At 65.4% G+C, this 22,702-nt stretch carries 22 protein-coding genes and 1 tRNA gene; 14 read left to right on the top strand and 9 right to left on the bottom strand.

Features of this window, described 5'->3' with window-relative positions:
• Positions 1–15: 15 nt before the first annotated feature.
• Positions 16–1,869 (bottom strand): HAMP domain-containing methyl-accepting chemotaxis protein, encoded by a 1,854-nt coding sequence (locus ACT53K_RS02130; protein ID WP_476226877.1) that lies wholly within the window; start codon positions 1,867–1,869, stop codon positions 16–18.
• Between ACT53K_RS02130 and ACT53K_RS02135 the strand changes: the two genes are divergently transcribed.
• Positions 1,778–2,029 carry a hypothetical protein gene (locus tag ACT53K_RS02135; protein ID WP_476227286.1) on the top strand — a complete coding sequence of 84 codons (252 nt, stop codon included), beginning with the start codon at positions 1,778–1,780 and terminating at the stop codon, positions 2,027–2,029. The genes ACT53K_RS02130 and ACT53K_RS02135 overlap by 92 nt on opposite strands.
• 246 nt (positions 2,030–2,275) lie before the next feature.
• On the top strand, positions 2,276–3,823 hold the full coding sequence (locus ACT53K_RS02140) for a GH39 family glycosyl hydrolase (RefSeq protein ID WP_476226878.1): 1,548 nt from the start codon (positions 2,276–2,278) through the stop codon (positions 3,821–3,823).
• A gap of 6 nt (positions 3,824–3,829) precedes the next feature.
• Here the strand turns inward: ACT53K_RS02140 and ACT53K_RS02145 are convergent, their stop codons facing one another.
• Positions 3,830–5,488 (bottom strand): amidohydrolase, encoded by a 1,659-nt coding sequence (locus tag ACT53K_RS02145; protein WP_476227275.1) that lies wholly within the window; start codon positions 5,486–5,488, stop codon positions 3,830–3,832.
• Positions 5,489–5,546: 58 nt separating this feature from the next.
• On the opposite strand from ACT53K_RS02145, the gene ACT53K_RS02150 reads away from it, so the two are divergent.
• Positions 5,547–6,791, top strand: a complete 1,245-nt coding sequence (locus tag ACT53K_RS02150) for a threonine ammonia-lyase (protein WP_476226879.1) — start codon at positions 5,547–5,549, stop codon at positions 6,789–6,791.
• 250 nt (positions 6,792–7,041) lie between these two features.
• On the top strand, positions 7,042–7,827 hold the full coding sequence (locus tag ACT53K_RS02155; RefSeq protein ID WP_476226880.1) for an arginyltransferase: 786 nt from the start codon (positions 7,042–7,044) through the stop codon (positions 7,825–7,827).
• Between the two features lie 10 nt (positions 7,828–7,837).
• Here ACT53K_RS02155 and ACT53K_RS02160 read toward each other — a convergent pair whose 3' ends face one another.
• Positions 7,838–8,878, bottom strand: a complete 1,041-nt coding sequence (locus ACT53K_RS02160; RefSeq protein ID WP_476226882.1) for a D-cysteine desulfhydrase family protein — start codon at positions 8,876–8,878, stop codon at positions 7,838–7,840.
• Between the two features lie 312 nt (positions 8,879–9,190).
• Here ACT53K_RS02160 and ACT53K_RS02165 point away from each other — a divergent pair, with 312 nt between their 5' ends.
• Both ACT53K_RS02165 and ACT53K_RS02170 read left to right on the top strand, forming a co-directional pair.
• Positions 9,191–9,781 carry an outer membrane protein gene (locus ACT53K_RS02165; protein WP_476226883.1) on the top strand — a complete coding sequence of 197 codons (591 nt, stop codon included), beginning with the start codon at positions 9,191–9,193 and terminating at the stop codon, positions 9,779–9,781.
• Positions 9,782–9,939: 158 nt separating this feature from the next.
• A complete protein-coding gene (locus ACT53K_RS02170) occupies positions 9,940–10,860 on the top strand; it encodes a LysR substrate-binding domain-containing protein (RefSeq protein WP_476226884.1) in 921 nt (306 codons plus the stop codon).
• A 9-nt stretch (positions 10,861–10,869) separates the two neighbouring features.
• Here the strand turns inward: ACT53K_RS02170 and ACT53K_RS02175 are convergent, their stop codons facing one another.
• Entirely contained in the window at positions 10,870–11,691 is an 822-nt protein-coding gene (locus ACT53K_RS02175; RefSeq protein WP_476226885.1) for an LD-carboxypeptidase, read from the bottom strand.
• Positions 11,692–11,730: 39 nt separating this feature from the next.
• On the opposite strand from ACT53K_RS02175, the gene ACT53K_RS02180 reads away from it, so the two are divergent.
• Complete coding sequence (locus tag ACT53K_RS02180) at positions 11,731–13,125, top strand: glutamate ligase domain-containing protein (RefSeq protein WP_476226886.1); 1,395 nt, start codon at positions 11,731–11,733, stop codon at positions 13,123–13,125.
• 192 nt (positions 13,126–13,317) lie between these two features.
• Here ACT53K_RS02180 and ACT53K_RS02185 read toward each other — a convergent pair whose 3' ends face one another.
• Entirely contained in the window at positions 13,318–14,097 is a 780-nt protein-coding gene (locus ACT53K_RS02185) for a hypothetical protein (RefSeq protein ID WP_476226887.1), read from the bottom strand.
• Between the two features lie 322 nt (positions 14,098–14,419).
• Here ACT53K_RS02185 and ACT53K_RS02190 point away from each other — a divergent pair, with 322 nt between their 5' ends.
• The 4 genes from ACT53K_RS02190 (at position 14,420) to ACT53K_RS02205 (ending at position 17,666) form a co-directional block, all read left to right on the top strand.
• On the top strand, positions 14,420–15,484 hold the full coding sequence (locus ACT53K_RS02190; protein WP_476226888.1) for a hypothetical protein: 1,065 nt from the start codon (positions 14,420–14,422) through the stop codon (positions 15,482–15,484).
• Positions 15,485–16,093: 609 nt separating this feature from the next.
• Positions 16,094–16,516: a hypothetical protein gene (locus ACT53K_RS02195; protein ID WP_476226889.1), complete on the top strand. Its 423-nt coding sequence runs from the start codon at positions 16,094–16,096 to the stop codon at positions 16,514–16,516.
• Positions 16,513–16,722 carry a helix-turn-helix transcriptional regulator gene (locus ACT53K_RS02200; RefSeq protein WP_476226890.1) on the top strand — a complete coding sequence of 70 codons (210 nt, stop codon included), beginning with the start codon at positions 16,513–16,515 and terminating at the stop codon, positions 16,720–16,722. The genes ACT53K_RS02195 and ACT53K_RS02200 overlap by 4 nt, the downstream gene beginning before the upstream one ends.
• Entirely contained in the window at positions 16,719–17,666 is a 948-nt protein-coding gene (locus ACT53K_RS02205) for an alpha/beta fold hydrolase (protein WP_476226891.1), read from the top strand. The genes ACT53K_RS02200 and ACT53K_RS02205 overlap by 4 nt, the downstream gene beginning before the upstream one ends.
• Positions 17,667–17,728: 62 nt before the next feature.
• Here ACT53K_RS02205 and ACT53K_RS02210 read toward each other — a convergent pair whose 3' ends face one another.
• Positions 17,729–18,733: a DUF2171 domain-containing protein gene (locus tag ACT53K_RS02210; protein WP_476226893.1), complete on the bottom strand. Its 1,005-nt coding sequence runs from the start codon at positions 18,731–18,733 to the stop codon at positions 17,729–17,731.
• 220 nt (positions 18,734–18,953) lie between these two features.
• Between ACT53K_RS02210 and ACT53K_RS02215 the strand changes: the two genes are divergently transcribed.
• A tRNA-Ala gene (locus tag ACT53K_RS02215) sits at positions 18,954–19,029 on the top strand.
• An 85-nt stretch (positions 19,030–19,114) separates the two neighbouring features.
• Here ACT53K_RS02215 and ACT53K_RS02220 read toward each other — a convergent pair.
• The 3 genes from ACT53K_RS02220 to ACT53K_RS02230 form a co-directional block, all read right to left on the bottom strand.
• Entirely contained in the window at positions 19,115–19,321 is a 207-nt protein-coding gene (locus ACT53K_RS02220) for a hypothetical protein (protein WP_476226894.1), read from the bottom strand.
• A gap of 146 nt (positions 19,322–19,467) precedes the next feature.
• Positions 19,468–20,055: an alpha/beta hydrolase gene (locus ACT53K_RS02225; RefSeq protein WP_476226895.1), complete on the bottom strand. Its 588-nt coding sequence runs from the start codon at positions 20,053–20,055 to the stop codon at positions 19,468–19,470.
• A 114-nt stretch (positions 20,056–20,169) separates the two neighbouring features.
• Complete coding sequence (locus ACT53K_RS02230) at positions 20,170–22,062, bottom strand: potassium transporter Kup (RefSeq protein WP_476226896.1); 1,893 nt, start codon at positions 22,060–22,062, stop codon at positions 20,170–20,172.
• A gap of 143 nt (positions 22,063–22,205) precedes the next feature.
• Between ACT53K_RS02230 and ACT53K_RS02235 the strand changes: the two genes are divergently transcribed.
• Complete coding sequence (locus ACT53K_RS02235; RefSeq protein WP_476226897.1) at positions 22,206–22,493, top strand: hypothetical protein; 288 nt, start codon at positions 22,206–22,208, stop codon at positions 22,491–22,493.
• 108 nt (positions 22,494–22,601) lie between these two features.
• Positions 22,602–22,691 carry a K(+)-transporting ATPase subunit F gene (gene kdpF / locus ACT53K_RS02240; protein WP_476226898.1) on the top strand — a complete coding sequence of 30 codons (90 nt, stop codon included), beginning with the start codon at positions 22,602–22,604 and terminating at the stop codon, positions 22,689–22,691.
• The last annotated feature ends 11 nt before the right edge of the window (positions 22,692–22,702 follow it).

Consider the following 22,702-nt stretch of genomic DNA (forward strand, 5'->3'; position numbering starts at 1 on the left):
TAAAGTGGCTTCGGCTTAGAAGGTCTGCCAGTCGTCGTCGGCGCTGCCGCTGCTGCGGACCAGCGCCGGGACGGCGGCCTTGGGGAGCGGCTTGACTTCACCCATGAACCGCGCCGCGGTGCTGCGCGGGCTGGCCATCGGCGCGCCATTGCCGACCTTGAAGCGGCTGGCCTTTTCGGAAAGCACGCTGACTTCGCTCGCCAGATTGCGGGCGGCGGCGGAAGTTTCTTCCACCATCGCGGCATTCTGCTGAGTCGACTGGTCCATCGAGCCAAGGGCCGCGCTGATCTCTGTCACCGCGCTCGACTGGGCCTGATTGTCCGAGGCCATGTTGCCCAGCAGCTGATGCACTTCGCCCACCCCGTTGGAAATGTCGGCCAGCGCGCCGTCGACGCGCTGCACCGCCTCCACTGCGGTGACGATGTCGCTCTGCGTCGCGGTCAGCTGGTCACGGGCGCGGCCGGCCTCTTCCTCGGCACGCATCGCCAGGGCGGAAACAAGGTCGGCCACCACCGCAAAGCCGCGGCCCGCCTCGCCGGCGCGACCGGCTTCGACGGCGGCATTCATGGCGAGAACCCGCGTCTGGAACGCGATCTTGTCGAGGCCTTCGATCACGCTGTCGATGCCCTTCGCGCTGTCGGACACGCGCGTCATCGCCTGCACCGCCTCGTCGGCGGTCGAGCGGCCGTTGTCGACCGTCGACATCGTGCCGTCGGCGCGCTCCACGGTGCGGCCGGCGGCCGCGGCGGTCGCCTTGAGCCGCTGGTCCATCTGAGTCACGGCAGCAGCAGTCTGTTCCAGGCTGGCGGCATTGGCTTCGGTACGGCGGGCGAGGTCTTCGCTGGCCTGGGCGATCTCGTTCGAGCCGGTGTGGATCGTGCTCGTCGCCTCCATCAGCGAGGCGATCAGGTCGCGCAGGCTCTGGATCGCGTCGTTGAAGTTGTTCTTCACCACGCCATAGTGCGCGGGGAATTCGGTGGTGATCACTGCGGTCAGATTGCCCTGCGCCAGTTCGCCGAGATGCGTCGAAACGGTATCGACCACGAGCTTCTGCTCGGCTTCGGCCTTGGCAGCGGCGGCATCCATCGCTTCCTTGGCGACGGCAGCATCGCGGAACACCAGCACCGCGCGCGCCATGTCACCCAGCTCGTCGCCGCGCGCCGTTGCGGGCACCTCGATATGGTTCCGGCCGGCAGCGAGATCGGCCATGGTGCGGGTAAGCTGGCTGATCGGCCGAGCGATGATGCGGCTGAGCGTGACAGCCAGGCCGATCGCGATGCCGATCAGCGCGATCGCGCCGATAATCAGCACCGTCGTCGCGGTGGTGATCGCAGTTTCCTGTCGCACCGAATTCTTCTCGATCAGTTTGGCTTGTGCATCCTTGATTGCGCGCAGCGGCAGCACCGCGGCGGAAACCAGCACTGCCTTGCCGGCATTGCGCACTTCGGCCTGGGCCGCATCGCGGCGCCCGGCCTTTACTTCCGCGATCAGGCGATCGCCCCATTTCTCGCGCCAGGCCAGCGTTTCGCTGCGCGACTTGCGCAGGGCGTCGAGCAGCGCCGGATCGGTCAGGAGCTTTTCGAGGTCGGCCGAAGTCTCGTCATATTCCTTTCGGCCCTCGTCATAGGATTTGAGATAGGTCGGATCGGCCGTAACCAGGAAACCCCGCAGCTGGCTGTTCTGGCGCAGCAGCGCCGTTTCCAGCGTCAGCGTCTTGGCATGCACTTGCTGGCTGAGATTGTTCTGATCGGTGACGGACCGGATCATCGAGATGTTCATGAAAAACACGATCATCACGACCGCAGCCGACGCGCAGATCAACAGGAATGACAGCGCGAGCTTCCTCGGGATTTTCATCGATGCAATCATTACTGTTCTTTCCGACTCATCTTTGTGCGACCCGAAGCACGACACCCTTCAGCGACGCCCGCACCCGGCCAAAATTCAGAAGAGGAGGGGAAAGGCCGCGTCATGGCTTTGCCTGTGCGGCACCGTGGATCCGCGTGGCACGCGCCGCAGCCGAACATGACCCTGCCATGTTCCACCTCGTCTTCGTGACACGCGTCACCAATAAACACATACGCGGATCCGTTACCTTCGGCTTCCTTGTAGTTCACCGCATTATAGAGCGATCTTTGTGCTGTCGGCGCTGTGGGGACTTAAGGATGTCTACGGAATGCCCATAGGGTCGTCAGTAACGGATCAGAGTCGTGCGCGTTGACGTACGCGGCTGGGCGGCCGACACTTGCCGGATCAAAACACAGGAGCGGATCGCATGACGGCAGGTTTTTTCCTCACGGCATTTCGACTGGGGCTGGCGGCAGGCTTGGGAGCGCTTGCTGTGTCGCCGGCGCACGCGCGCGGCCCGGCGCCGGATGCGGACATCGTCACCGTGCCAGCGAACGCTGCCGCGCATCGCTTCCCGCATTTCTGGGAGACGATGTTCGGGTCGGGCCGGGCGGCGCTCTCGTTGCGCGCGCAATATCGCGAGGATTTGCGGGCGATGAAGCAGGCGACGGACCTGCGCTATGTCCGCTTCCACGCCCTGCTCCACGACGAGAACGGCGTCTATGACGAGGATGAACACGGCAACCCCGTGTATAACTTCAGCTATGTCGACCAGATCTATGACGGGTTGCTGGCCGAAGGCGTGCGGCCGGTGGTCGAGATCAGCTTCATGCCCAAAAAGCTCGCCGCGTGGCAGGCGGGGCATCCCTTCTGGTACCACCCGATCGTCGCGCCGCCCAAGGATTATGGCCGCTGGGATGCGCTGATCGCGGCGCTGGGCAAGCACCTGGTCGAACGCTATGGCATCGACGAAGTCGCGACCTGGTATTTCGAGGTCTGGAACGAACCGAATATCGATTTCTGGGCCGGCGAGCCGAAGCAGGAAACCTATTTCACCCTGTACGAGCACACCGCCCGCGCGCTGAAATCGGTCGATGCGCGCCTGCGGGTCGGCGGGCCGTCCTCATCCTCTGCGCACTGGGTGCCCGAATTCATCAACCACATGCACCAGGCTGGGGTGCCGGTCGATTTCGTCTCCACCCATGGCTATGCCGACGACACGGTCGAGGATCTGTTCGGCACGCACGAGGCCATCCCGATGGAGCAGCGGCTGTGCCGCGCGGTGAAGAAGGTCCACGACCAGATCGCCGCGTCGCCGCAGCCGAAGCTGCCGCTCCTGTGGACCGAATGGAATGTCCCTTCCTATGGCGAGCGCGATGCGCGCGACACCAGCTATCTGGGCGCCGCGCTGGCCGATGATATCGCCCAGTGCGACGGACTGAGCGAGGCGATGTCGTTCTGGACCTTCAGTGCCGTGTTCGAGGAGAACGGCCCCGACACCTCGCCCTTCCATGGCCAGTTCGGGCTGATCGGCCCCGGCGGCATCCGCAAGCCCGGCTATACGGCCTTTGCGCTGCTCCACCGGCTGGGCGAGCAGCGCATGGCGGTGGCCGGCAACCAGGTGCTCGCCACCCGCCGCGCCGACGGCACGCTGGCGGTCGCGCTGTGGAATCTGGTCCCGCCCGACCGGCAGGGCAGCGACCGGCATGTGACGCTCAACCTGCCGGGCGTCCGCCCCGGCACGGTGGCCAGCGTGACGATCATCGATTCGCAGCGTGGCAATTCGCGCGCTGCCTATCGTGCCGCGGGCAGCCCGCGCTATCCGACGCGCCAGCAGATCGCGACGTTCAATGCCGCCGCCGCCGTGCCCGCCGCGACGCCCACGCCGCTCGACGCCCGCAGTGCGCTGTCGGTCACGCTGGAGCCCAATGCGCTGGCGCTGGTGGAGGTGCCGGCCGGCAAGGCGAAGCCGTAACCGCGCTCAGCCCTTTTTCGGCACCCAGGCGCGCTGGCCGCCCACCCAGGTTTCGAGCACGCGGGTGCCCCGCAGCTCGGCGGGGGAGGCGGCCAGCGGGTCGCGGTCGACGATGATGAAATCGGCCCATAGCCCCGGCGCCAGCCGGCCGATCTTGTCCTCGGCAAAGCCGGCATAGGCACCGCCGAGCGTGAAGGCCGCCCAGCCTTCCTCGCGCGTCAGCTTCTCTTCCGGGCGCCAGCCGCCTTCGGGCTGGCCGTTCGCATCGGCGCGGGTGAAGCTGGCCGCCCAGCCGGCCCAGGGATCGGGGCTTTCGACCGGATAGTCGGAGCCGAAGGCCAGCCGGCCGCCCGCTTTCAGCATCGAGCGCCAGGCATAGGCACCCGCCAGTCTGCCGGCGCCCAGCCGCACCTCGGCCATATGCATGTCGCTCGTCTGGTGCACCGGCTGCATCGACGCGATCGTCCCGTGCAGGCCGAAGCGCGGCAGGTCTTTCGGATCGACGATCTGGGCATGTTCGATCCGCCAGCGGCGGTCGCCGGTATAGGTTTCCGACAGGACATCGATCGCGTCGAGGATCTGCTGGTTGGCGCGGTCGCCGATCGCGTGCACCGCGATCTGGAACCCGTCCATCGATCCGCGCGCCATCAGGTTCAGCAACTGGTCGTCGCTCAGAAAGGCGAGCCCCTTCTGCCCCGGCGCATCGGCATAGTCCGCCTTCAGCCACGCCCCGCGCGAGCCCAGCGCGCCATCAGCATACAGCTTGATGCCGCCCATCCGCAGCCGGTCGCCATAAAGCCAGGGGGTGGGGCCGGTACCCGCCACCTGCAGCGCGGTCTCTACGCCATGGGCATAGCTGAGGATGCGCACGCGCAGCAGGTTGGAATCGCCCATGCCGCGATAGGTGAGCCAGTCGTCGACGGTCGTGCCCATATCGGCGGTGGCGGTGATGCCCAGCGACAGCAACCGGTCCTGCGCGGCAAGGAAGGCGGCATTGCGCTCGCGCGGCGTGGGTTGGGGGATGATCTTCGCGACCAGCGCCGTGGCGCCGTCCACCAGCACGCCGGTGGGATTGCCCGCCGCATCGCGCTCGATCCGCCCGCCTGCCGGATCCTTGGTCGCCGCAGTAATGCCGGCCAGCGCCAGCGCGCGGCTGTTGGCCCAGCCGGCATGGCCATCGACACGCTCCAGCCAGACCGGCCGGTCGCTCACCGCGCGGTCGAGTTCTGCGGCGGTCGGGAAGCGGCCCAGCTTCCAGGCCTCCTGGTTCCAGCCACGGCCGAGAATCCATTTGGCGCGGCTGGTGGCGGCATTGTCGCGAATGCGGGTCAGCGCTTCATCGAGGCTGGTGGTGGCGCTGAGGTCGAGCTGGAGCTGCTGAAAGCCCAGCCCCATGAAATGGCCATGGGCGTCGATCATGCCCGGCAGCATCGTCGCGCCTTTCATGTCGACGCGCCAGACGAGCTTTTTCGGCCGCTTCTGCCCCTTTGCGATCAGCGCGACGATCTTGCCCCAGGGGTCGATCTGCAGCGCCTCGAACCGCACCACAGCCCCCTTGGCGTCGAGCGTGATGCCGTTGACATTGTCAACAATTCCATCTGCTTGTGCGGCGGGTGCGAGCAGCAGGGCGGCGGCGGCGACAAGTCGCTTGAGGCGCGTGAACATGGGCGCAGGCATAGGGCCAGTTCCCCCGGCGCGCCAGATAGTCTAGGCGATCGGAATCATGGCTACCAAAGCAGCATCCGCATCCGCCGCCCTTCCCGTATCGATCGACGATGTCCGCGCGGCGGGGGAGCGCATTTCGGGCGCAATCGTGCGCACGCCGACGCTGCTGAGCAAGACGCTGTCGAAGCTGACCGGCGCGACCGTCTATCTGAAGTTCGAAAATCTCCAGTTCACGGCCGCGTACAAGGAACGCGGTGCGCTCAACACGCTGTTGCAGCTCGATGAGGCGGCGCGGTCCAAGGGCGTGATCGCGGCATCGGCCGGCAACCATGCGCAGGGCCTGGCCTATCACGCGACGCGGCTGGGTATCCCCAGCACGATCGTGATGCCGAAGAACACGCCGATCGTGAAGGTGACCCAGACCGAAGGGCATGGCGCCACCGTGGTGCTGCACGGCGAGACGTTCGACGCCGCCTATGCGCACAGCCGCGAGCTGGAGGCCGAGCACGGCTTTACTTTCGTCCACCCGTTCGACGATCCGCGCGTGATCGCTGGGCAGGGGACGGCGACGCTGGAGATGCTGGAGGATGTACCGGCGATCGACACGCTGGTGGTGCCGATCGGCGGCGGCGGGCTGATCTCCGGCGCGTCGGTGGTGGCGCGCGCGCAGCCCCATCCGGTCGAAGTGGTGGGGGTGCAGGCGGAACTCTATCCGTCGATGTACAACCGCATCCACCACACCGAAATGCCCTGTGCCGGCGACACGCTGGCCGAGGGCATTGCCGTCAAATATCCCGGCGAGCTGACCGCGAAGATCGTCGAGGCGCTGGTCGACGACATCGTGCTGGTCGGTGAGCGGCGGCTGGAAGAGGCAGTGAGCCTGTTGCTCCAGATCGAAAAGACGGTGGTGGAAGGGGCCGGGGCTGCCGGCCTGGCCGCGCTGCTCGCCGAGCCCGAGCGGTTCAAGGGCAAGACCGTCGGTACCATCCTGTGCGGCGGCAATATTGACACGCGCCTGCTGGCGAATGTGCTGCTGCGCGATCTGGCGCGCTCCGGCCGGCTGGCACGGCTGCGCATCCGGCTGCAGGATCGGCCGGGCGCGCTGTTCCATGTCGCGCGCATCTTCCACGAACAGGGCGTCAACATCATCGAGGTGTATCACCAGCGGGTGTTCACCACGCTGCCCGCCAAGGGCCTGATCACCGACATCGAGTGCGAGACGCGCGACCGCAACCATCTCGACCGGCTGATGACGGCGCTGCGCCGCGCGCAATATGAAGTGACGATGGTCGAGCTCAACTGAGACGAGCCGAATCCGGCGCGCGACGATTCGAGTCGCGCGCCGATTCCCTTCCGGATTCCGCGATTCTATAGTGACAAGGCGCCCTGTTGCCGGCGCGGGCGAATATTAACCTTCGCAAACGCATATCCCGAAGATCGCGTTAACGCTCTTTCATGGTAAAGCGGCTTTTCATCATCGGTCTGTGCCTGCATAACTGCGCCAGAAGGACCGGTTAGGGACCGGGCCGCAGGAGCAGAGGGGCGACACGGCGGTGACTGCACTTTCCCGTTTTCCGCGTTTCTTCGTGACCAGTCCGTCGCCCTGTCCCTATCTTCCGGGCCGCCAGGAGCGGAAGATCTTCACCGAACTTTCCGGCGCCCATGCGAGTGAACTCAACGATGCGCTGGGCCGCATCGGGTTCCGGCGCAGCCAGTCGGTCGCGTACCGCCCGAGCTGCGCGGGCTGCACCGCCTGCGTATCGGTGCGCGTGGTCGCCGAGGGCTTCCGCCCCAATGCTACCCAGCGCAAGCTGCTCAAGCGCATGGGGGATCTGGAAGTCACCGCCTGCAAGCCATGGGCGACGCAGGAACAGTTCGCCCTGCTGCAGCGCTATCTCGGTGCGCGCCATCCCGGTGGCGGCATGGCGGCAATGGACGAGAACGACTATGCCGACATGGTCGAGCAGTCGCCCGTCACCTCCTATGTCATCGAATATCGCGAACCCTCGCCCGAAGGGGGCCGCGGGCGGCTGGTGGGGGCGTGCATCACCGACCAGCAGGCCGATGGCCTGTCGATGATCTACAGCTTCTTCGATGCCGAGGATGAAAGCCGGCCCGGCATGGGCAATTTCATCATCATGGACCACATTCTGCGCGCGCGTGCGGCGGGCCTGCCCTATGTTTATCTCGGCTATTGGGTGAAGGGCAGCGCGCGCATGGCGTACAAGACCCGCTATCGTCCCATCGAAGTGCTCGGCCCCAATGGCTGGGCGCTTCTGGAAGAAGCGGGCGAAGGCGTCGCCATGCCCGATCCGGTGGCGGCGCGCGAATTCGCCTGAACCGCCGGGCTCAGCCAGCCGCCGCCTCGAACGCGCTACGATAGGCAAACAGGCCCGGCACGCCGCCGGTCATCACATACAGGACTGCGGCGTCCGGCGCGAAGGCACCCGCGCGCACCGCCGCGATCAGCCCGGCAAAGGCCTTGCCGCTATAGACCGGGTCGAGCAGCAGCCCCTCGGTGCGGGCGAGCAGTTCGACTGCTTCGCGCATCGCCGGCGTTGGGATGCCATAGCCGGGGCCGCGCTGGCTGCCGTCGATGCGGATGGCCTCGGCCGTGATGCTGTCGGGCAGGGCGTTATGGGCCAGCGTCGCCTGCGCCAGTGCCAGCGTTTCGGCATGGGCGCGCTCCGGGGTAGCCAGTACGGCGAAGGACTGGACCCGTGCCACCGGCTCGCCGGCTGCCGCCATGCCTGCCGCCAGCCCGGCATGGGTGCCGGCGCTGCCATTGGGGACCAGAATCCGGTCGAACCGCAGCCCCAGCGCCGCCTCCTGCGCCAGTATCTCCCAGGCGCAGCCGACATAGCCCAGCGCGCCGACCGGCGACGATCCGCCCGCGCCAACGACATAGGGGCGGCGCCCCGCCGCCCGCAGTATCTCTGCCCGCGTCTGGGCGAAGGCGAGCGGGTCGGTATCGCCGGGCACGCGGTGCACCGTCGCCCCGAACAGGCCGTCGAGCAGCAGATTGCCGTTGTGGCGATAGTCGGGATCGTGCCGCGGCACGACATCGGCCAGCACCAGTTCGCAGGCCAGCCCCGTCCGCGCCGCCGCTGCCGCGCTCAGCCGCGCATGGTTCGATTGCAGCCCGCCGGTCGTGACGAAGGTGTCGCAGCCCTGCGCCAGCGCCTCGCCCAGCAGGAATTCCAGCTTGCGCAGCTTGTTGCCGCCACCGCCAATGCCCGCCACGTCATCGCGCTTCACATAGAGGGCGGTGCGCGTGCCTAGCGCGCGTTCCAGCCGTTCCAGCCGTTCGATCGGTGAGGGATGTGCGAGCAGCCGGACAGCGCCATGGCGTGCGCGCAGCGCCGCCGGGTCGATCGCAGGGTTGTTCATTGCGCATCCTTATGCCGTGCCGCCGGGGGGGTAAAAACCGGCGCCCCCGCATGCCCGCGCAGCCTTGCGGATGGCAAGCCGGCGACATGGAATGAGTAGCGTTCGTGCTGCCGATTGATGCGATTTCGGCAACGGTCATTCTCACTTTTGCCCCCTAATCACGGCCTCGTAACGACACGAAATGACGGCAACGATGTGAGGGTGACCGCCCATCGCACGGAGGAAGCGGGTATTTGCGCCGGAGGTCCGGTGGGCTGCTCCCCCCTTGCAGGCGAATTACGCTCCATCCCGTTTGTTCAGAGGAGCGTTACAATGCAGAAATTCATCCATGGCCTCGCCGCCGTCGCCGCGCTGTCGATCGCAGGTGCCGCGCATGCCCAGTCCGCCTCGTCGTTCAACGGGCCGTCGGTGGGTGTGCAGGGAGGCTGGGAATATACCGGCGTGCGCAACCCGACCACCGACCTGGGCGTGACGCCGGTGATCGGCCATCACGATACGGGCGTCGCCGGCGGCTTTGTCGGCTATGACAGGCAGGTCGCGCAGAACATCGTGGTCGGCGGCCAGGCCGAACTGAACCTGCCGATCGACAGCGCTTTCACCCGGGGCGGTGTGCAGGTCGATCCGAAGCGTTCGATCGATGCCAGCCTGCGCGCCGGCTATCTCGTGACGCCGGCAACCCTGGTCTATGTCCGCGGCGGCTATGCCAATGAACTGGTCGGCACCACGCTGGCGGGTCGCTCGGTTTCCGAAAGCCGCGATGGCTGGTTGGTCGGCGGCGGCCTTGAGCGGATGGTGACCGACAAGGTCTCCGCCCGCCTCGAATATCGCTACACCGACCTCAGCGGTGGTGACGGCAAGTTCGACCGGCACCAGGTGCTGTTCGGCGTCGCCTATCGCTTCTGATCCCGCGCCGGCGCCTGGTTCCCCCCCAACCAATGGCGCTGGCCCTAGCCTGCGTGCGTATGCGACGCGCCGCAGGGCGCGCCCGGCCGGTCCACCCCCGGCCGGGCGCCAGCTTTTGAAAGGCTTCCCGGACGTGCAATTGCTGGTATCGACGGACCATGCACCTCGATGACCTTGCCGCCTTTGCGCAGGTGGTCCGCCACGGCGGCTTCACCGCGGCTGCGCGCGCGACGGGCTCGCAAAAGGCCAAGCTGAGCCGCCAGGTCGCGCGGCTGGAAAATGATCTGCAGATGCGGCTGCTCGAACGGTCGACGCGCAGTTTGCGGCTGACCGAGGCGGGCCGCGAGATTTTCGAGCATTGCGACGTGATCGCCGACCGCATCGATGCGACCCGGCTGATCGCGCAGCGCACCCGCACCGAAATCGTCGGCCTGCTGCGCGTGTGCTGCCAGCCGGGGTTCGCCCGCGCGCTGGAGCAGGATCTGCTGCCCGGCTTTCTCGCCCGCTATCCCGGCGTGCGGCTGGAACTGCATGTCACCAGCGAAGATGTCGATCTGGTCCGCGAATCCTTCGACGTGATGCTGCGCGGCAATGTCGATCCGCCCAGCTCGGGCTCGCTGATCTATCGCGAGTTTGCGCGGCTGCACCGGGTGATGGTGGCGGCGCCGGCGCTGGCGGCGAGCCTTGCCGGCCGCGATGTGATGGCGCTGCGCGAGATCCCCACGCTCACCTTCGGCGCGCCCGGCCGCGAGACGCGCTGGACGCTGGTGCACAGCTCGGGCGAGCGCCGCGAGCTCGAAATGCAGCCGCGGCTGGCGAGCGATGACGGGTCGGTGATCCTGGAGGCCGCCCGCGCGGGGCTGGGCGTGGCGGTGATTCCGCAGGTCGCCTGCGAAGAGGAACTTGCCGCCGGCCAGCTCGTCCGCCTCTGGCCCGACTGGCGGACCGACGATTTCGCGATCAGCCTCTGCTACCCCTCGAAGAAGAGCATGACCCCCACGCTGCGCGCCTTTATCGACCATGTCGTGCCGGGAGTGGACCGGCAGCTTGCCGAGCGGATGCTGCAACAGACCGGCTGAGGAAGGCGCTCACGCCACGCCGAACGGCACCACCCGGTTCAGATGGACATGGCCGATTTCGGCGCGGCCCAGATAGGGCACGCCCATTTCGCGGCACCAGCGCACGATCATCTCCTCGATCGTCTCGCCGAACGCCTCGCCGCCATTGGGGTCGATCTCGGTCACCGCGCCCAGCCGGATGCCGGCCACGCCCTTCAGCTGTTCGGCATGGGCCATGGTGAACAGCATCCGGTCGATGCGGTACAGCGGTTCCGACACTTCCTCGATCATCAGCACATGGTCGGTCAGGTCGGGCAGATATTTGGTGCCGATCAGCGCGCTGAGGATCGACAGGTTGAACGCCGCCGCCGGCCGCCCGTCGGCCAGGCTGGGCTCCAGCCCGCGCCGGTCGCGCTCGATCAGCCAGCCGAGCGACCAGCCGGCATCCTTGCCGTCGTCGTTGCGGCCGAGCGAACTCGCCATCGCCCCGTGCGCGACATGGCCGATCCCCGCCGCATAGAGCGCGCCGAGCATGAACCCCATGTCCGAATAGCCGAGATAGGTCTTGCGCCGCGCCGCGTCCCCCAGATGCGGCATCACCGCTTCCAGAATGCGGTTCGATCCATAACCGCCGCGCGCGAACCAGATGGCGTGGATCGCCGGATCATTGGCATATTCCAGAAACGCCTGGGCGCGCACCGCGTCCGTCCCGGCGAAATGCCCCGCTTCCTCAAAGCATTGCGGGTGGAACACGATCTCGTGCTCCGGATAGGTCAGCGCCATGAACGCCGCCATCCGCAGCGAAGATTCCCTGGTCACCGTTCGCGCCGGTGCGACAACGCCAATTCGCATATGCTTGCCCACACTCCTCAAACCGCCGATAGCGTGCCCATGCAGCACCGCAAAGCATACTTCTTCGTAGGGATAGGCGGATCGGGCATGATGCCGCTGGCGATGATCCTCGCCGGACAGGGCGCCCGCGTCGCCGGATCGGACCGCAGCCTCGATCAGGCGCGCCTGCCCGCCAAGTTCGACTGGCTGCGCGCGCGCGGCATCGGCCTGTTCGCGCAGGACGGCAGCGGCGTGCAGTCGCCCGATCAGGTGGTGGTCGCCTCAGCCGCGATCGAGCCGAGCGTGCCCGACATGGTCCGCGCCGCCGCGCTGGGCTGCGAGCGCCGCACCCGGGCCGAGCTGCTCGCCAGCCTGTTCAACGCCTCGCCCTGCTCGATCGGCGTGGCGGGCACCAGCGGCAAGTCCACCGTCACCGGCATGATCGGCTGGATTCTCCACGCCTGCGGCCGCGACCCCACGGTGATGAACGGCGCGGTGATGAAGAACTTCGCCACCCCCGATGCCCCGTTCGCCAGCGCGCTGGTGGGCGGCGGCAAGGCGTTCGTCAGCGAAGTCGATGAAAGCGACGGCTCGATCGCCAATTACTGGCCGCACATCGCCGTGCTCAACAATGTCAGCCTCGACCACAAGTCGCTGGAGGAATTGCGGCTGCTGTTTGGCGGCTTTGCCGGCAAGGCGGCGACCACCGTGGTCAATGTCGGCGATGCGGAAAGCGCCGCGCTGGCGATGGCGCTGGACCGCGGCCGCACCCGCACCTTCGCGGTGGAGGGCGAGGCGGACCTGATGGCGGTCAACCTGGTGCCGGAGGCGTTTGCGATCCGCTTCGATCTCGTCACCGGCGGCGAGACGCACCGCGTGCGGCTGCAGGTGCCCGGCCGGCACAATGTCGCCAATGCGCTGGCGGCGATCGGCGCGGCGGTGGCGGCAGGGGTGACGCTGGCCGATGCCTGCGCGGCCATCGCCGGCTTCACCGGCCTGCGCCGCCGCTTCGAGCTGGTGGGCGAGGCGGGCGGCGTCGCCGTGATCGACGATTTCGGGCACAATCCGGACAAGATCGCCGCGACGCTCGATACGCTCCACGCCTTTCCCGGCCGGCTGCTGATCCTGTTCCAGCCGCACGGCTATGGCCCGCTGAAGGTGATGCGGCACGAGCTGGTGGCGATGTTCGCGGGCAAGCTGGGGCGCGACGACGTGCTGGTGCTGCCCGACCCGGTCTATCACGGCGGCACCGTCGCCCGCGAAGTGACCAGCGCCGACATCATCGCCGATGTCGCGGCAACCGGCGCCACCGCGCTCCACATTCCCGATCGCGCGGCGGCGGCGGCGCATCTGGTGGCCCAGGCCCGCCCCGGCGACCGCATCGTCGTGATGGGCGCGCGGGACGATACGCTGAGCCAGGTGGCGGCGGAGATGGTGGAGCGGTTGAGGGGGTAGGGCGGCCTCGCCGCGTTGGGAAAGGCGGTGGTCAGCTTGCGACCAACATGCGTCTCTCGCGGTCGGGCTTTAAATGGAAGCTTCGGCCAGAACCTGCCGTTCGCTCAGCGCGAGGCTCTCTGTCAGAAGCGCGCCCCATGTCGGCCGTTCGATCCACCGGCCGGCAATCTTGAAAGCTGCCGTCGGTTGATATCACTCCGAGCCTTTTAATGGGTGAGGCGAAGGCTGAGTCTGATCCGGCCCGGGTTGCTGCAGTCTATTAAAACGCTCCCTTTGCTCTTTCTGCAAGCGCCGCTCTTCTCGACGATCAGCCCCACTGAAGGCATCGACTTTTAGGCGCCGACCTCCGGTAACTGACTTCATTGTATCGGCAATCTCCTTGAGCCTTCTAGCAACATCATCAATTCCATAGACTTGCCAATTGCCGTGGCCGGTAACGCTTTCAACCTTGAGAATGTCGTCGAAAGTGAATTTTCGGCCATCTAGGCTCTCGAACGCAATGTGGGCTTTGAAGACGGCCGGCTCATTGTCCCGGAACAGTTCCGAGCCTGATTCCAAATCGAAACGCAAGACTTCGTGCGGCCGTAAGAACTTGAGATCGCGTAAAATCGCCGAGTTCTCTAGGTCGAACTCAAGTGGCCATTCTGTCACCTTCGCAATGGAGGCTGTGACACCGGCCGCCGCTGCCCCGGCTAGGTTGGCTACGCAAAGCTGCACAAAGTTCGAATGGATCTCGTGAACACGAAGGTAAGCAACAACCCGTGGTTCTCCAGCGGATAGGCGGGTCTTCTCAGCCTCTCGTAAGAGGGCTCGCGTCGTCCACGCGTACCAGCCGGTCACTATCAGCAATGCTACCGTGGCAAGCGCTGTTACGGCCCCGGCATTGGAGTTGAGGAACTGGATCATCGTCCGAGTATAGGGAGTCGCCTGCAAGACCGACACCCAGGACGCAGTCTCCGTTTGCGCCATCATGGTACGCGCCTATGATCGGTCGAGTGCGCGAGCGGTTTGGCCACCGCTTCTCAGTACATCAGTCAAAGCTTCTCGACGCACCGCCGTTGCTTCCCTGACTGTTGCCGTTTCTATTAGATGTCGGCTTCGGCTCAAGCGTTGACCCGCGACGCCCTTCGCGATCTGTAATCCACTAACGCAAACTTAGAACCCAATTCTGTTACGCCGCATGCTCTTGATTTTTCATAGAGTAGTTCGCGCAACGGAACGTCAGCTATCCCGCCGATGTTCGCAGCTTGTTCTTTCCGCTTTATCCAGGCTATAAGAACGCAAAGGGGCACTCATGACTATAGCAAAGCGTTGGGCTGGCCGCGCGTTCGGCACAAACACTGGCAATGTGTTCATCACACTCGAGGGCGATGATTCGGCCCTGACTGGCACGCTGCGAATGAATGAACCCGGTGTGGCGATTGCCATCTATGCCGTCCAGGGCACGTTTGAGGGAGCATCACTGAAACTATCGGGGCAGCCCCAGATCGAGATAGAGGGGCTTGAATTTGGCGCCCTGACGATCGTCGGAAAGATGGACGGCAAGGGCGAAATAAGGGGTGATTGGGAAACAACGGTTGGTTCGGCGGGCACGTTTGTTCTCTTCCCGCACGGCGATGGAGGACAGTCAGACGAAGCCCAAAGGATCGAGCAGTTTCACGTCGCGCGTCACCATTTTGGTGCGATTGAAATAAACCGCAGCCAGTTTACGGAGATTGCGGAGAGCATTCGAAACGACTTTCCGACTGTGATCATAACGGTGGTCGCTGGCACCGAGCAAGCTCGCTACTTAGACGATTTCAAGCAGCTGCAATTCAGTGCGGATAGAGCAGAAATTATTAAAATCTTTGCGCAGAAACCGGACGGGTTGGGCGCAAACAATGTGGTATCGGTGGAATTTGGCCCCGGCGCTAATACAGCCATGACGCAGGGCGCGAATGAGGCATGGGTATTAGGTCGTTTAGAGACGCTTAAGCGCGACCTAAAGCGGTATGAACGAAGTTACGTGACGAACATAAAACGATGGGGCGTTGGAGTAAATCAAGTCCTTATGCTAGGCGGAATCGTCGTTCTACCTAGCCTGTCGACCCTTCGGGATCGCGCCGTTTTGATGGGAGCAGTTTTGGCGCTCATAGTTGCGGTGAATTGGCTCCACTCGCGGTACGTTCCATTCGCTGCAATTTATCTCGGGGAGAAGAAGACCGGAATGCTAGGCCGTATCTGGCCATCATTCACTTCGTGGGCAATTGGAATAATCGCCACGGTACTCGCCACGATCGTGGCAGCGTATCTTCAAGGGTATCTAAAAATTCCCAGCCCGCCGTCCGCGCCGAGCGCGGTCGAGGCTAAGAAGCAGTAATCCTTGCCGACCCGGCGCGGTCCGGATCAAAAATTCATCTGCGCAACCCTGTTGCCCATTTTGCTGCAGGAGGCTCCGCCGCGTCCGACTTCGGCCTTGCCTAAACGTGAAGCCGACCTTCAGCTATCGGCCCAGCCTCGGTCGATGTCTGATAGCCGGCCAGCGCAGCGCTGGACGTCGGCTCCTGGCAGGACTTGCCATTTGGCACATCACCTAGGAACGGCAGCTCCGTTCCACTTCCAGCCAGCCTGCTGCCTCTTGTTCCCAGCTGTATGTTCCCTATATGTTCAGGTTTCATCTCAATAAGGCGCCGCTCTTTGCCTCTGTCGGATCAACAGCCTCTCGTCCCTCTCGCGCACGCGCGTGAGCCTAAACTTCCTAAACTTCACCCGCCTCTCGCGCACGCGCGTGGGCCTAAACTTCTTAAACTTCACCCCCGGTCCAGCCGGCCGGCCGTGCGCTGGAAAACACCCTGTCATCCCGGCGGAAGGGATTTCTCTCGATGCGCTTTGGAGTACGCTCGCAGGGCGGCGGGTCTGTAAAGCACCATTGACATGTAAAGCGCGCTTGACGTAAAGCTAACTTGACTGATTCACAAGGGAGCTTGACATGCAGCGTGAGCGTCTCAACCCGGCCCAGCGCCGCTATAGCTGGCGGTTCTCCAGTGCGATGGGGGTCTATGCCGTCGTCATCATCGCCTGTGCGATGGCCAGCCGCGCCTGGCATCCGCAGGGCGCGGCGCTGTTCCTGCTGGCACTGGCGCCGGCCTTGCCGCTGCTTGCGGCGATCACTGCCTATGGCCTTTATCTGGTCGAGGAGAAGGACGAGTTTCTGCGCGCCACCAATGCCACGGCGGCGCTGGGGGGACTTGGCGTGGTGCTCGCCTTCTTCACCGTTTGGGGGTTTCTGGAAGAGGGCGGGGTGGTTGCGCATTTCCCGCTCTGGGGCGCCTTTCCGCTCTGGGCGTTCGGCATGGGGCTCAGCCAGGGGGTGATCCGCCTGCGCAGCCGGGGCGACGGGGGCTGCGCATGAAGAACCGCCTGCGCGTGCTGCGTGCCGAGCGCGGCTGGAGCCAGCAGGATCTCGCCGAGCGGCTGGAGGTCTCGCGCCAGAGCGTCAACGCCATCGAGACCGGCCGCTACGATCCCTCGCTGCCGCTCGCCTTCAAGATCGCCGATCTGTTCGGCCTCGCCATCGAAGCGATTTTCGTCAATCCCGCACTGGAGAGCGACCAATGACTCGTCTGATGTCTTGCCTGTGCCGCCGCGACCGGGCGCTGCCCTGGGCGGCGATTTTCATTGCCATCGCGGTTGCGAATGGCTGGTTCGGCCATGCCCGGGCGGCGACGATTGCCGCTGCCCCGGCCGAGGCGGCGCTGGTGCAGATGGACCATATCTCGGTGGTGGTATCGGGCAGCGGCAGCCCGGTGATCCTGATCCCCGGCCTGGCGAGCCCGCGCGCGGTGTGGGACGGGGTGGTGCCCGATCTCGCCCGGCACCACACCGTCTATGCGGTGCAGGTGAACGGCTTCGCCGGCGACGATCCGCGCGCCAATCTCCAGCCCGGCGTGCTCGACGGCATCGTCGCCGATCTTCACAGCCTGATCGCGTCGCGCAAGCTGGGTGCGGTGCCTGTGGTGGGGCATTCGATGGGCGGGCTGGTTGCGCTGATGCTCGCCGCGCGGCACCCCGGCGATGCCGGCCGGGTGCTGATCGTCGATGCGCTGCCGTTTGTCGGGGTGCTGTCTTCGCCCGACGCCACGGTGCAGAGCGTGCAGCCCGTTGCCGACATGCTGCGCACGCAGATGGCGAGCCTTTATGGCAAGACGCTGCCCGATGCCTTTGTCAATCAGAGCGCGGCGCAACTCGCGCTGAAGCCGGATTCGCGGGTGAAGGTCGCAGCCTGGACGCGGCAGGCCGATATGCGGGTGGTCGCCCAGGCATTCTATGAGGACATGACCACCGATATGCGCCCCGAACTTGCCGGCATCACCGCGCCGGTGCTGGTACTGGTGCCGTCGGCGGCGGCGCAGGGCGGGGAGGCGTCGGCGCTCGACTTTTACCGCAAGCAATATGCCGGGGCGCCGCATCTGGCGGTGCAGGCCGTGGCCGACAGCGGCCATTTCATCATGCTCGATCAGACGGAGGCCTTTGCCGGGGCGCTGAACGGCTTTTTGCGGTGAGGCGGGGGGTGTGAAAAGGGCGCCCGACAATGCCGCCGGGCGCCCCTTTCTGCTCCGCGGGCTCAATAGGTGCCCGAGAAGCTCCGGTTGAGGTTGCGATCGCTGCGCCAGTTCTGGGCGTCGCGGTTGGTGCGGTCCTCGCCCTTCTCGCCGAACAGCGCGCCGGAGCGCTCCTCGTCGCGCCAGTGGTTCTGGGCTTCCTCGGCGGTCTTGCGCAGCCGGACCTTGTCGTCGACCGACTGGATCCAGCGCGAGGGTATCGAGTGGTGGCGCCCTTCGGCATCGGTGTCCGTCTTGGTCAGCAGGATGCGGTCGCCGCGCACCTTGTCGACCGTGCCGACATGCACGTCGTCGGAGCCGACCACTTCCATATGCTCGGTCACCCGGCGCAGGGCGTCGCGCTGGCCGGTGCGCTCGGTGCGCCAGCTTTCGAACTCGTTGTGGAAGCGCTGGGCATTTTCGCGGCGATATTCGTCGTAATCGCGGTCGAACTCCTCGATGCGGCTGCGGCGCCAGTTGCTGTAGTGATTGTCGGGGTGCTCGCGGCCTTCCTGGCGGGCGCGCAGCTCGTCCTGGCGCTGGTCCATGCGGCGGCGGCGTTCGGCCTCTTCATCGCCGAACCACGAGCGGACCTCGTCGCCGGCACGCTCGAAAAAGCCGCGATCGTCGTCATAGTTGTTGCCGGCGCTGCCGCTGCGGCCCCAGTCGCGGTTGCTGGCGCCGCGATCGCTCCAGCCGCGGTTCTGCTGCCCGCCCTGGCCATAGCCGCCGCCGTAGTTGCCATAGCTTCCAAAGTCGCGATCGCGCTGGTTCTGGCCGCCATAGCGCTGCTGCTGGCCATAATCCTGTGCGCGCCAGTCGGGCCGGTTGCGGTTCCAGTCGTCGCGATAGTCGCGCTGCTCGCGCCCGCCATACCGGCCACGCCCGCCGCCCAGCTCGCCCGCGGCGGCATAGTCGCGCGCGCTCGAATAGCTGTAATCGCGCCCCGAACCATAATCGCGCGTATAATCGCCATCGCTACCGTCATAGCGATCGTTCGGCGCATAGGGATTGTTGCGATCGTTCATCTGCCTATCTCCTGCTTCGGGCTTGGGAAGTGCGGCGGTTTCTTGTTGCCGTCTGCGTCACAAGCGAGCGGGCGCGCGATCAGTTCCTGAAATTTGCAGCGTATACAGGCGCTTCGGCGCGGCGAAAAAACCGCCGGCCGGGAATGTGCGAAGCCAGTTGCATCGCGTTGCGGCTATCGCTAATGGGAGCCCCTCCCGGGGCACCCTGGGGACCGGCGGCGGGGCTGTAGCTCAGATGGGAGAGCGCTGCAATCGCACTGCAGAGGTCAGGGGTTCGATTCCCCTCAGCTCCACCAGCCGCCCCTTTGCTTTCTTTTTCTTTATAGCATGATGGCCCCTGCCGGATCGGCAAGGGCCGGGTTCATTCGGCCATTGGCGGCATCAGGGGCATTTGGTGAACTGGCCCTTTTTCGGGCCGCTGGCGACGTGGCACCGGCCTTTGGCGTCCTTGGTTACGCCCGAAGCGGCTGCGGGGGCTGCTGCGGTTGGGCACTTCACGAACTTGCCTTTGGCGTCCTTGCATGGGCCCGCCAGCGCAGGTGTAGCGATCAGCGCCAGCGTGGCGGCTGCTGCAATAATCCGACTCATGGCAATCCTCCTCCTGTAGATTCTTCGATGCGTGGATCATGCACCGTTTATAGGAGGTCGCAAGATATACCCGAAACGGATGTAAACAACGCTGTAATATCGAGGGTTATTTTCTGGCGATGTGCCGGAGCCTTCTAGGATTCTGTTCAGTTCTCCATAATCACGCCCAGCGCATCGGCAACTCGCAGGCGTCGGTCGATGATTTGGGCGGTCAGCCGCAATGCCAGCGCGCGGGCGTTTTGCCACGGCGTGCGCTCCTGCTCCGGAATCTGGAGCAGGCCGCTGCCCCAGCCCTGGGCGAGCAGGTGGAGGCGCTGCGGGTCGCTTTGGGCAGGGCGGTCGATGTCAACCAGCGCCGAAGGGAAGGGCAAGGCTGCTCGCGGTGAATCGAACCGCTCGGGCAGTGTGGGGTCGAGGCGGTCGGCCCCCGGCACCAGCAGCAACGCGCCCGCGACACGCGACACATAGCTGGCCGGCGAGAGGCGCGCCCACCAGGCAGCCGCGAAACAGCTCGCCCCGCTGGCGACCAGCAACACCGGCCGCGATGCATGCAACACCGCGTCGTCCAGCCGTGCGGCCCACAGGCTCCGCTGGCTGGGCGTCTCGGCGGTGTAAGGGATATGGGCTTCCCCTTGGGGAGGGAGGCCGAGCACCGCTCGCCAGAACCGCGAGGGAGCATCGCCCATGGTCACCACGGAGAACAGATCTGGGTTGGTCAGGACTAGTCCGGTCATGCGCGCGATTCTCCGAATCGGGGCCGCAACGCATCAATGCTATTCCGAGTCCTGCGCTCGGCAATAGCGAATCGGCGGACAGATGACCGGGTGCGGGGAACTGCGCCGCGTCCCCTAAATCTCCACCTGGCTGCCCAGTTCGACGACGCGGTTGGTGGGCAGCTTGAAGAATTCCATCGCGCTTTCGGCGTTGCGCACCATCCAGGCGAACAGCTTTTCGCGCCAGATCGCCATCCCCGGCCGGCGCGACGGGATCAGCGTCTGGCGGGCGAGGAAATAGCTGGTGTCCATCGGCTTGAACGGCGCCCCGGCATCGGTGATCCGCGCCAGCTCCGCGGGCACGTCGATATCCTCCATGAAGCCGTAATGAAGGATGATGCGGTAGAAACCTTCACCCATTTGCGCGACTTCGGTGCGGGCCTGGCTGCGGACATGCGGCACCGGTTCGATCGCGACGGTCAGCACCACCACCCGCTCGTGCAGCACGCGGTTGTGCTTGAGATTGTGCAGCAATGCCGGGGGAATGTCGTCGGCGGTCGAGGACAGGAACACGGCCGTGCCGGGCACGCGCGGCACTGCATGGCAGGCCGAACGGATGAACAGCTCGATCGGCATGGCGCCTTCGTGCAGCCGTTCACGCACCAGCTTGCGCCCGGTTGCCCAGGTGGTGAGCACGGTGAAGGCGATCGCCGCGATCAGCAGCGGGAACCAGCCGCCATCGGGAATCTTGGTGACGTTCGAGGCGAAATAGACGCCATCGATCACCAGGAAACCGCCGGTGACGAGCGTTGCCACCACCGGCGGCCAGCGCCACACTGCGAATGTAAGCACGCCCAGCATGCAGGCGGTGATGAACATCGTGCCGGTGACGGCGATGCCATAGGCGGCGGCCAGGTTGCTCGAGCTCTTGAAGCCCAGTGCCAGCAGAATGACGAGCGCGAGCAGCAGCCAGTTGACCAGCGGTACATAGATCTGCCCGGCTGCCTTGGCGCTGGTGTGGCGGATCTTGAGGCGCGGCAGATAGCCGAGCTGGACCGCCTGTTGCGTCACCGAAAAAGCACCCGAGATCACTGCCTGGCTGGCGATGATGGTCGCCATAGTGGCAAGGATCACCAGCGGCAGCCGCGCCCAGTCAGGGGCCATCAGGAAGAAGGGGTTCTCGATCGCTTCGGGATGTTCGAGCAACAGCGCCGACTGGCCCAGATAATTGAGCATCAGGCAGGGAAAGGCGATGTAGAGCCACGCGATCGAAATCGCCTTGCGGCCGAAATGGCCCATATCGGCATACAGCGCTTCGGCCCCCGTCACCGCCAGCACGACCGAGCCCAGCGCGAGGAAGGCGAGCGTCGGGTTAAGCTGAAAGAAGGCCAGCGCGTAATGCGGGCTGAGCGCCCACAGGATACGCGGGGCATGGGCGATGCCGATCACGCCGAGCACTGCCAGGACCGCGAAATAGACGATCATCACCGGCCCGAACAGCTTGCCGACGGTGGCGGTGCCGCGCGATTGAATCGCGAACAGGCCGACCAGAATGGCAATAGTGATCGGCAGTACCAGCGGCGTTAGTCCATCCTGCACCACCGCCAGCCCTTCGACCGCCGACAGCACTGAAATGGCCGGCGTGATGATTGCATCGCCATAGAAGAGCGCGGTGGCGAGCACGCCCAGCATCCCGATCAGCGCGATCCAGCGCCGCGCCTGCAGCCGCGCGCCGATCAGCGCGAGCAGCGCCAGGCTGCCGCCCTCGCCCTTGTTATCCGCGCGCAGGATGATGAAGACGTATTTGACGGTGACGATCAGCATCATCGTCCAGAACACGAGCGACAGCACGCCGAAGATGTGCGCCGGGTCGACGGCCAGCTTGTGGTGGCCGATGAAGCTTTCCTTCAGCGCGTAAAGCGGCGAGGTTCCGATGTCGCCGAACACCACCCCGATCGCGCCGATGGCGAGGGTGGCAAGTCCGTCCTGATGTGAATGTGCGTCGGAATGCGGATGTACGTCGTCCATGCTGCCGCCTCTAGGCGCCGCGCGCGTGCGCGACCACAAACTTTATAGCTTCTTTATGCGAAGGCCGCTCTTCCCCGTGGAACCTTAATCGCAATCGCGGCCACAGCGCTCCGCATCATCCACGGGAATTGGGAGCGGCGGCGATGGCGGCGATCCTGCAGCGCCTGGCGGCGGAAAGGCCGGGCTGGAAATTTCAGATCGCGGTGCGCGCGCTTGGGGCGGTGCTGCTCGGGCTATGCGCCTGGGCGGGCATCTGGCTGCACCGCGTGCTGGCCCATCCCGCACCCGCTGGCCCGGGTCTTGCCGTGTTCGCCATGGCGCTGCTCGCCGTGGTCGGCTGGTGCCTGGGATGGGCCTTTCTGATCGAAGGCCCGGGGCTGTTCCGTCTGATCCCCGTGCCTGACCGCGCTTTTGTACCCTTTGCCGATTGAGGACCAAGACCATGTCCGATCTTTTGTGGGTGGGCGTACTGGCAGGGCTGTTCCTGCTGACGCTCGCCTTTGTCCGTTTGTGCGACCAGGCGTGAGGAGGGGCATCCGATGACGCTCGATCTCGCGCTCGCCGGGCTCACCGCGCTGGGCCTTCTTGCTTATCTCGTCGCCGTCCTCGTGCGGCCCGAACGGTTCTGAAAGGGCCTGCC

The sequence above is a fragment of the Sphingomonas sp. DMC8 genome (assembly GCF_056314185.1).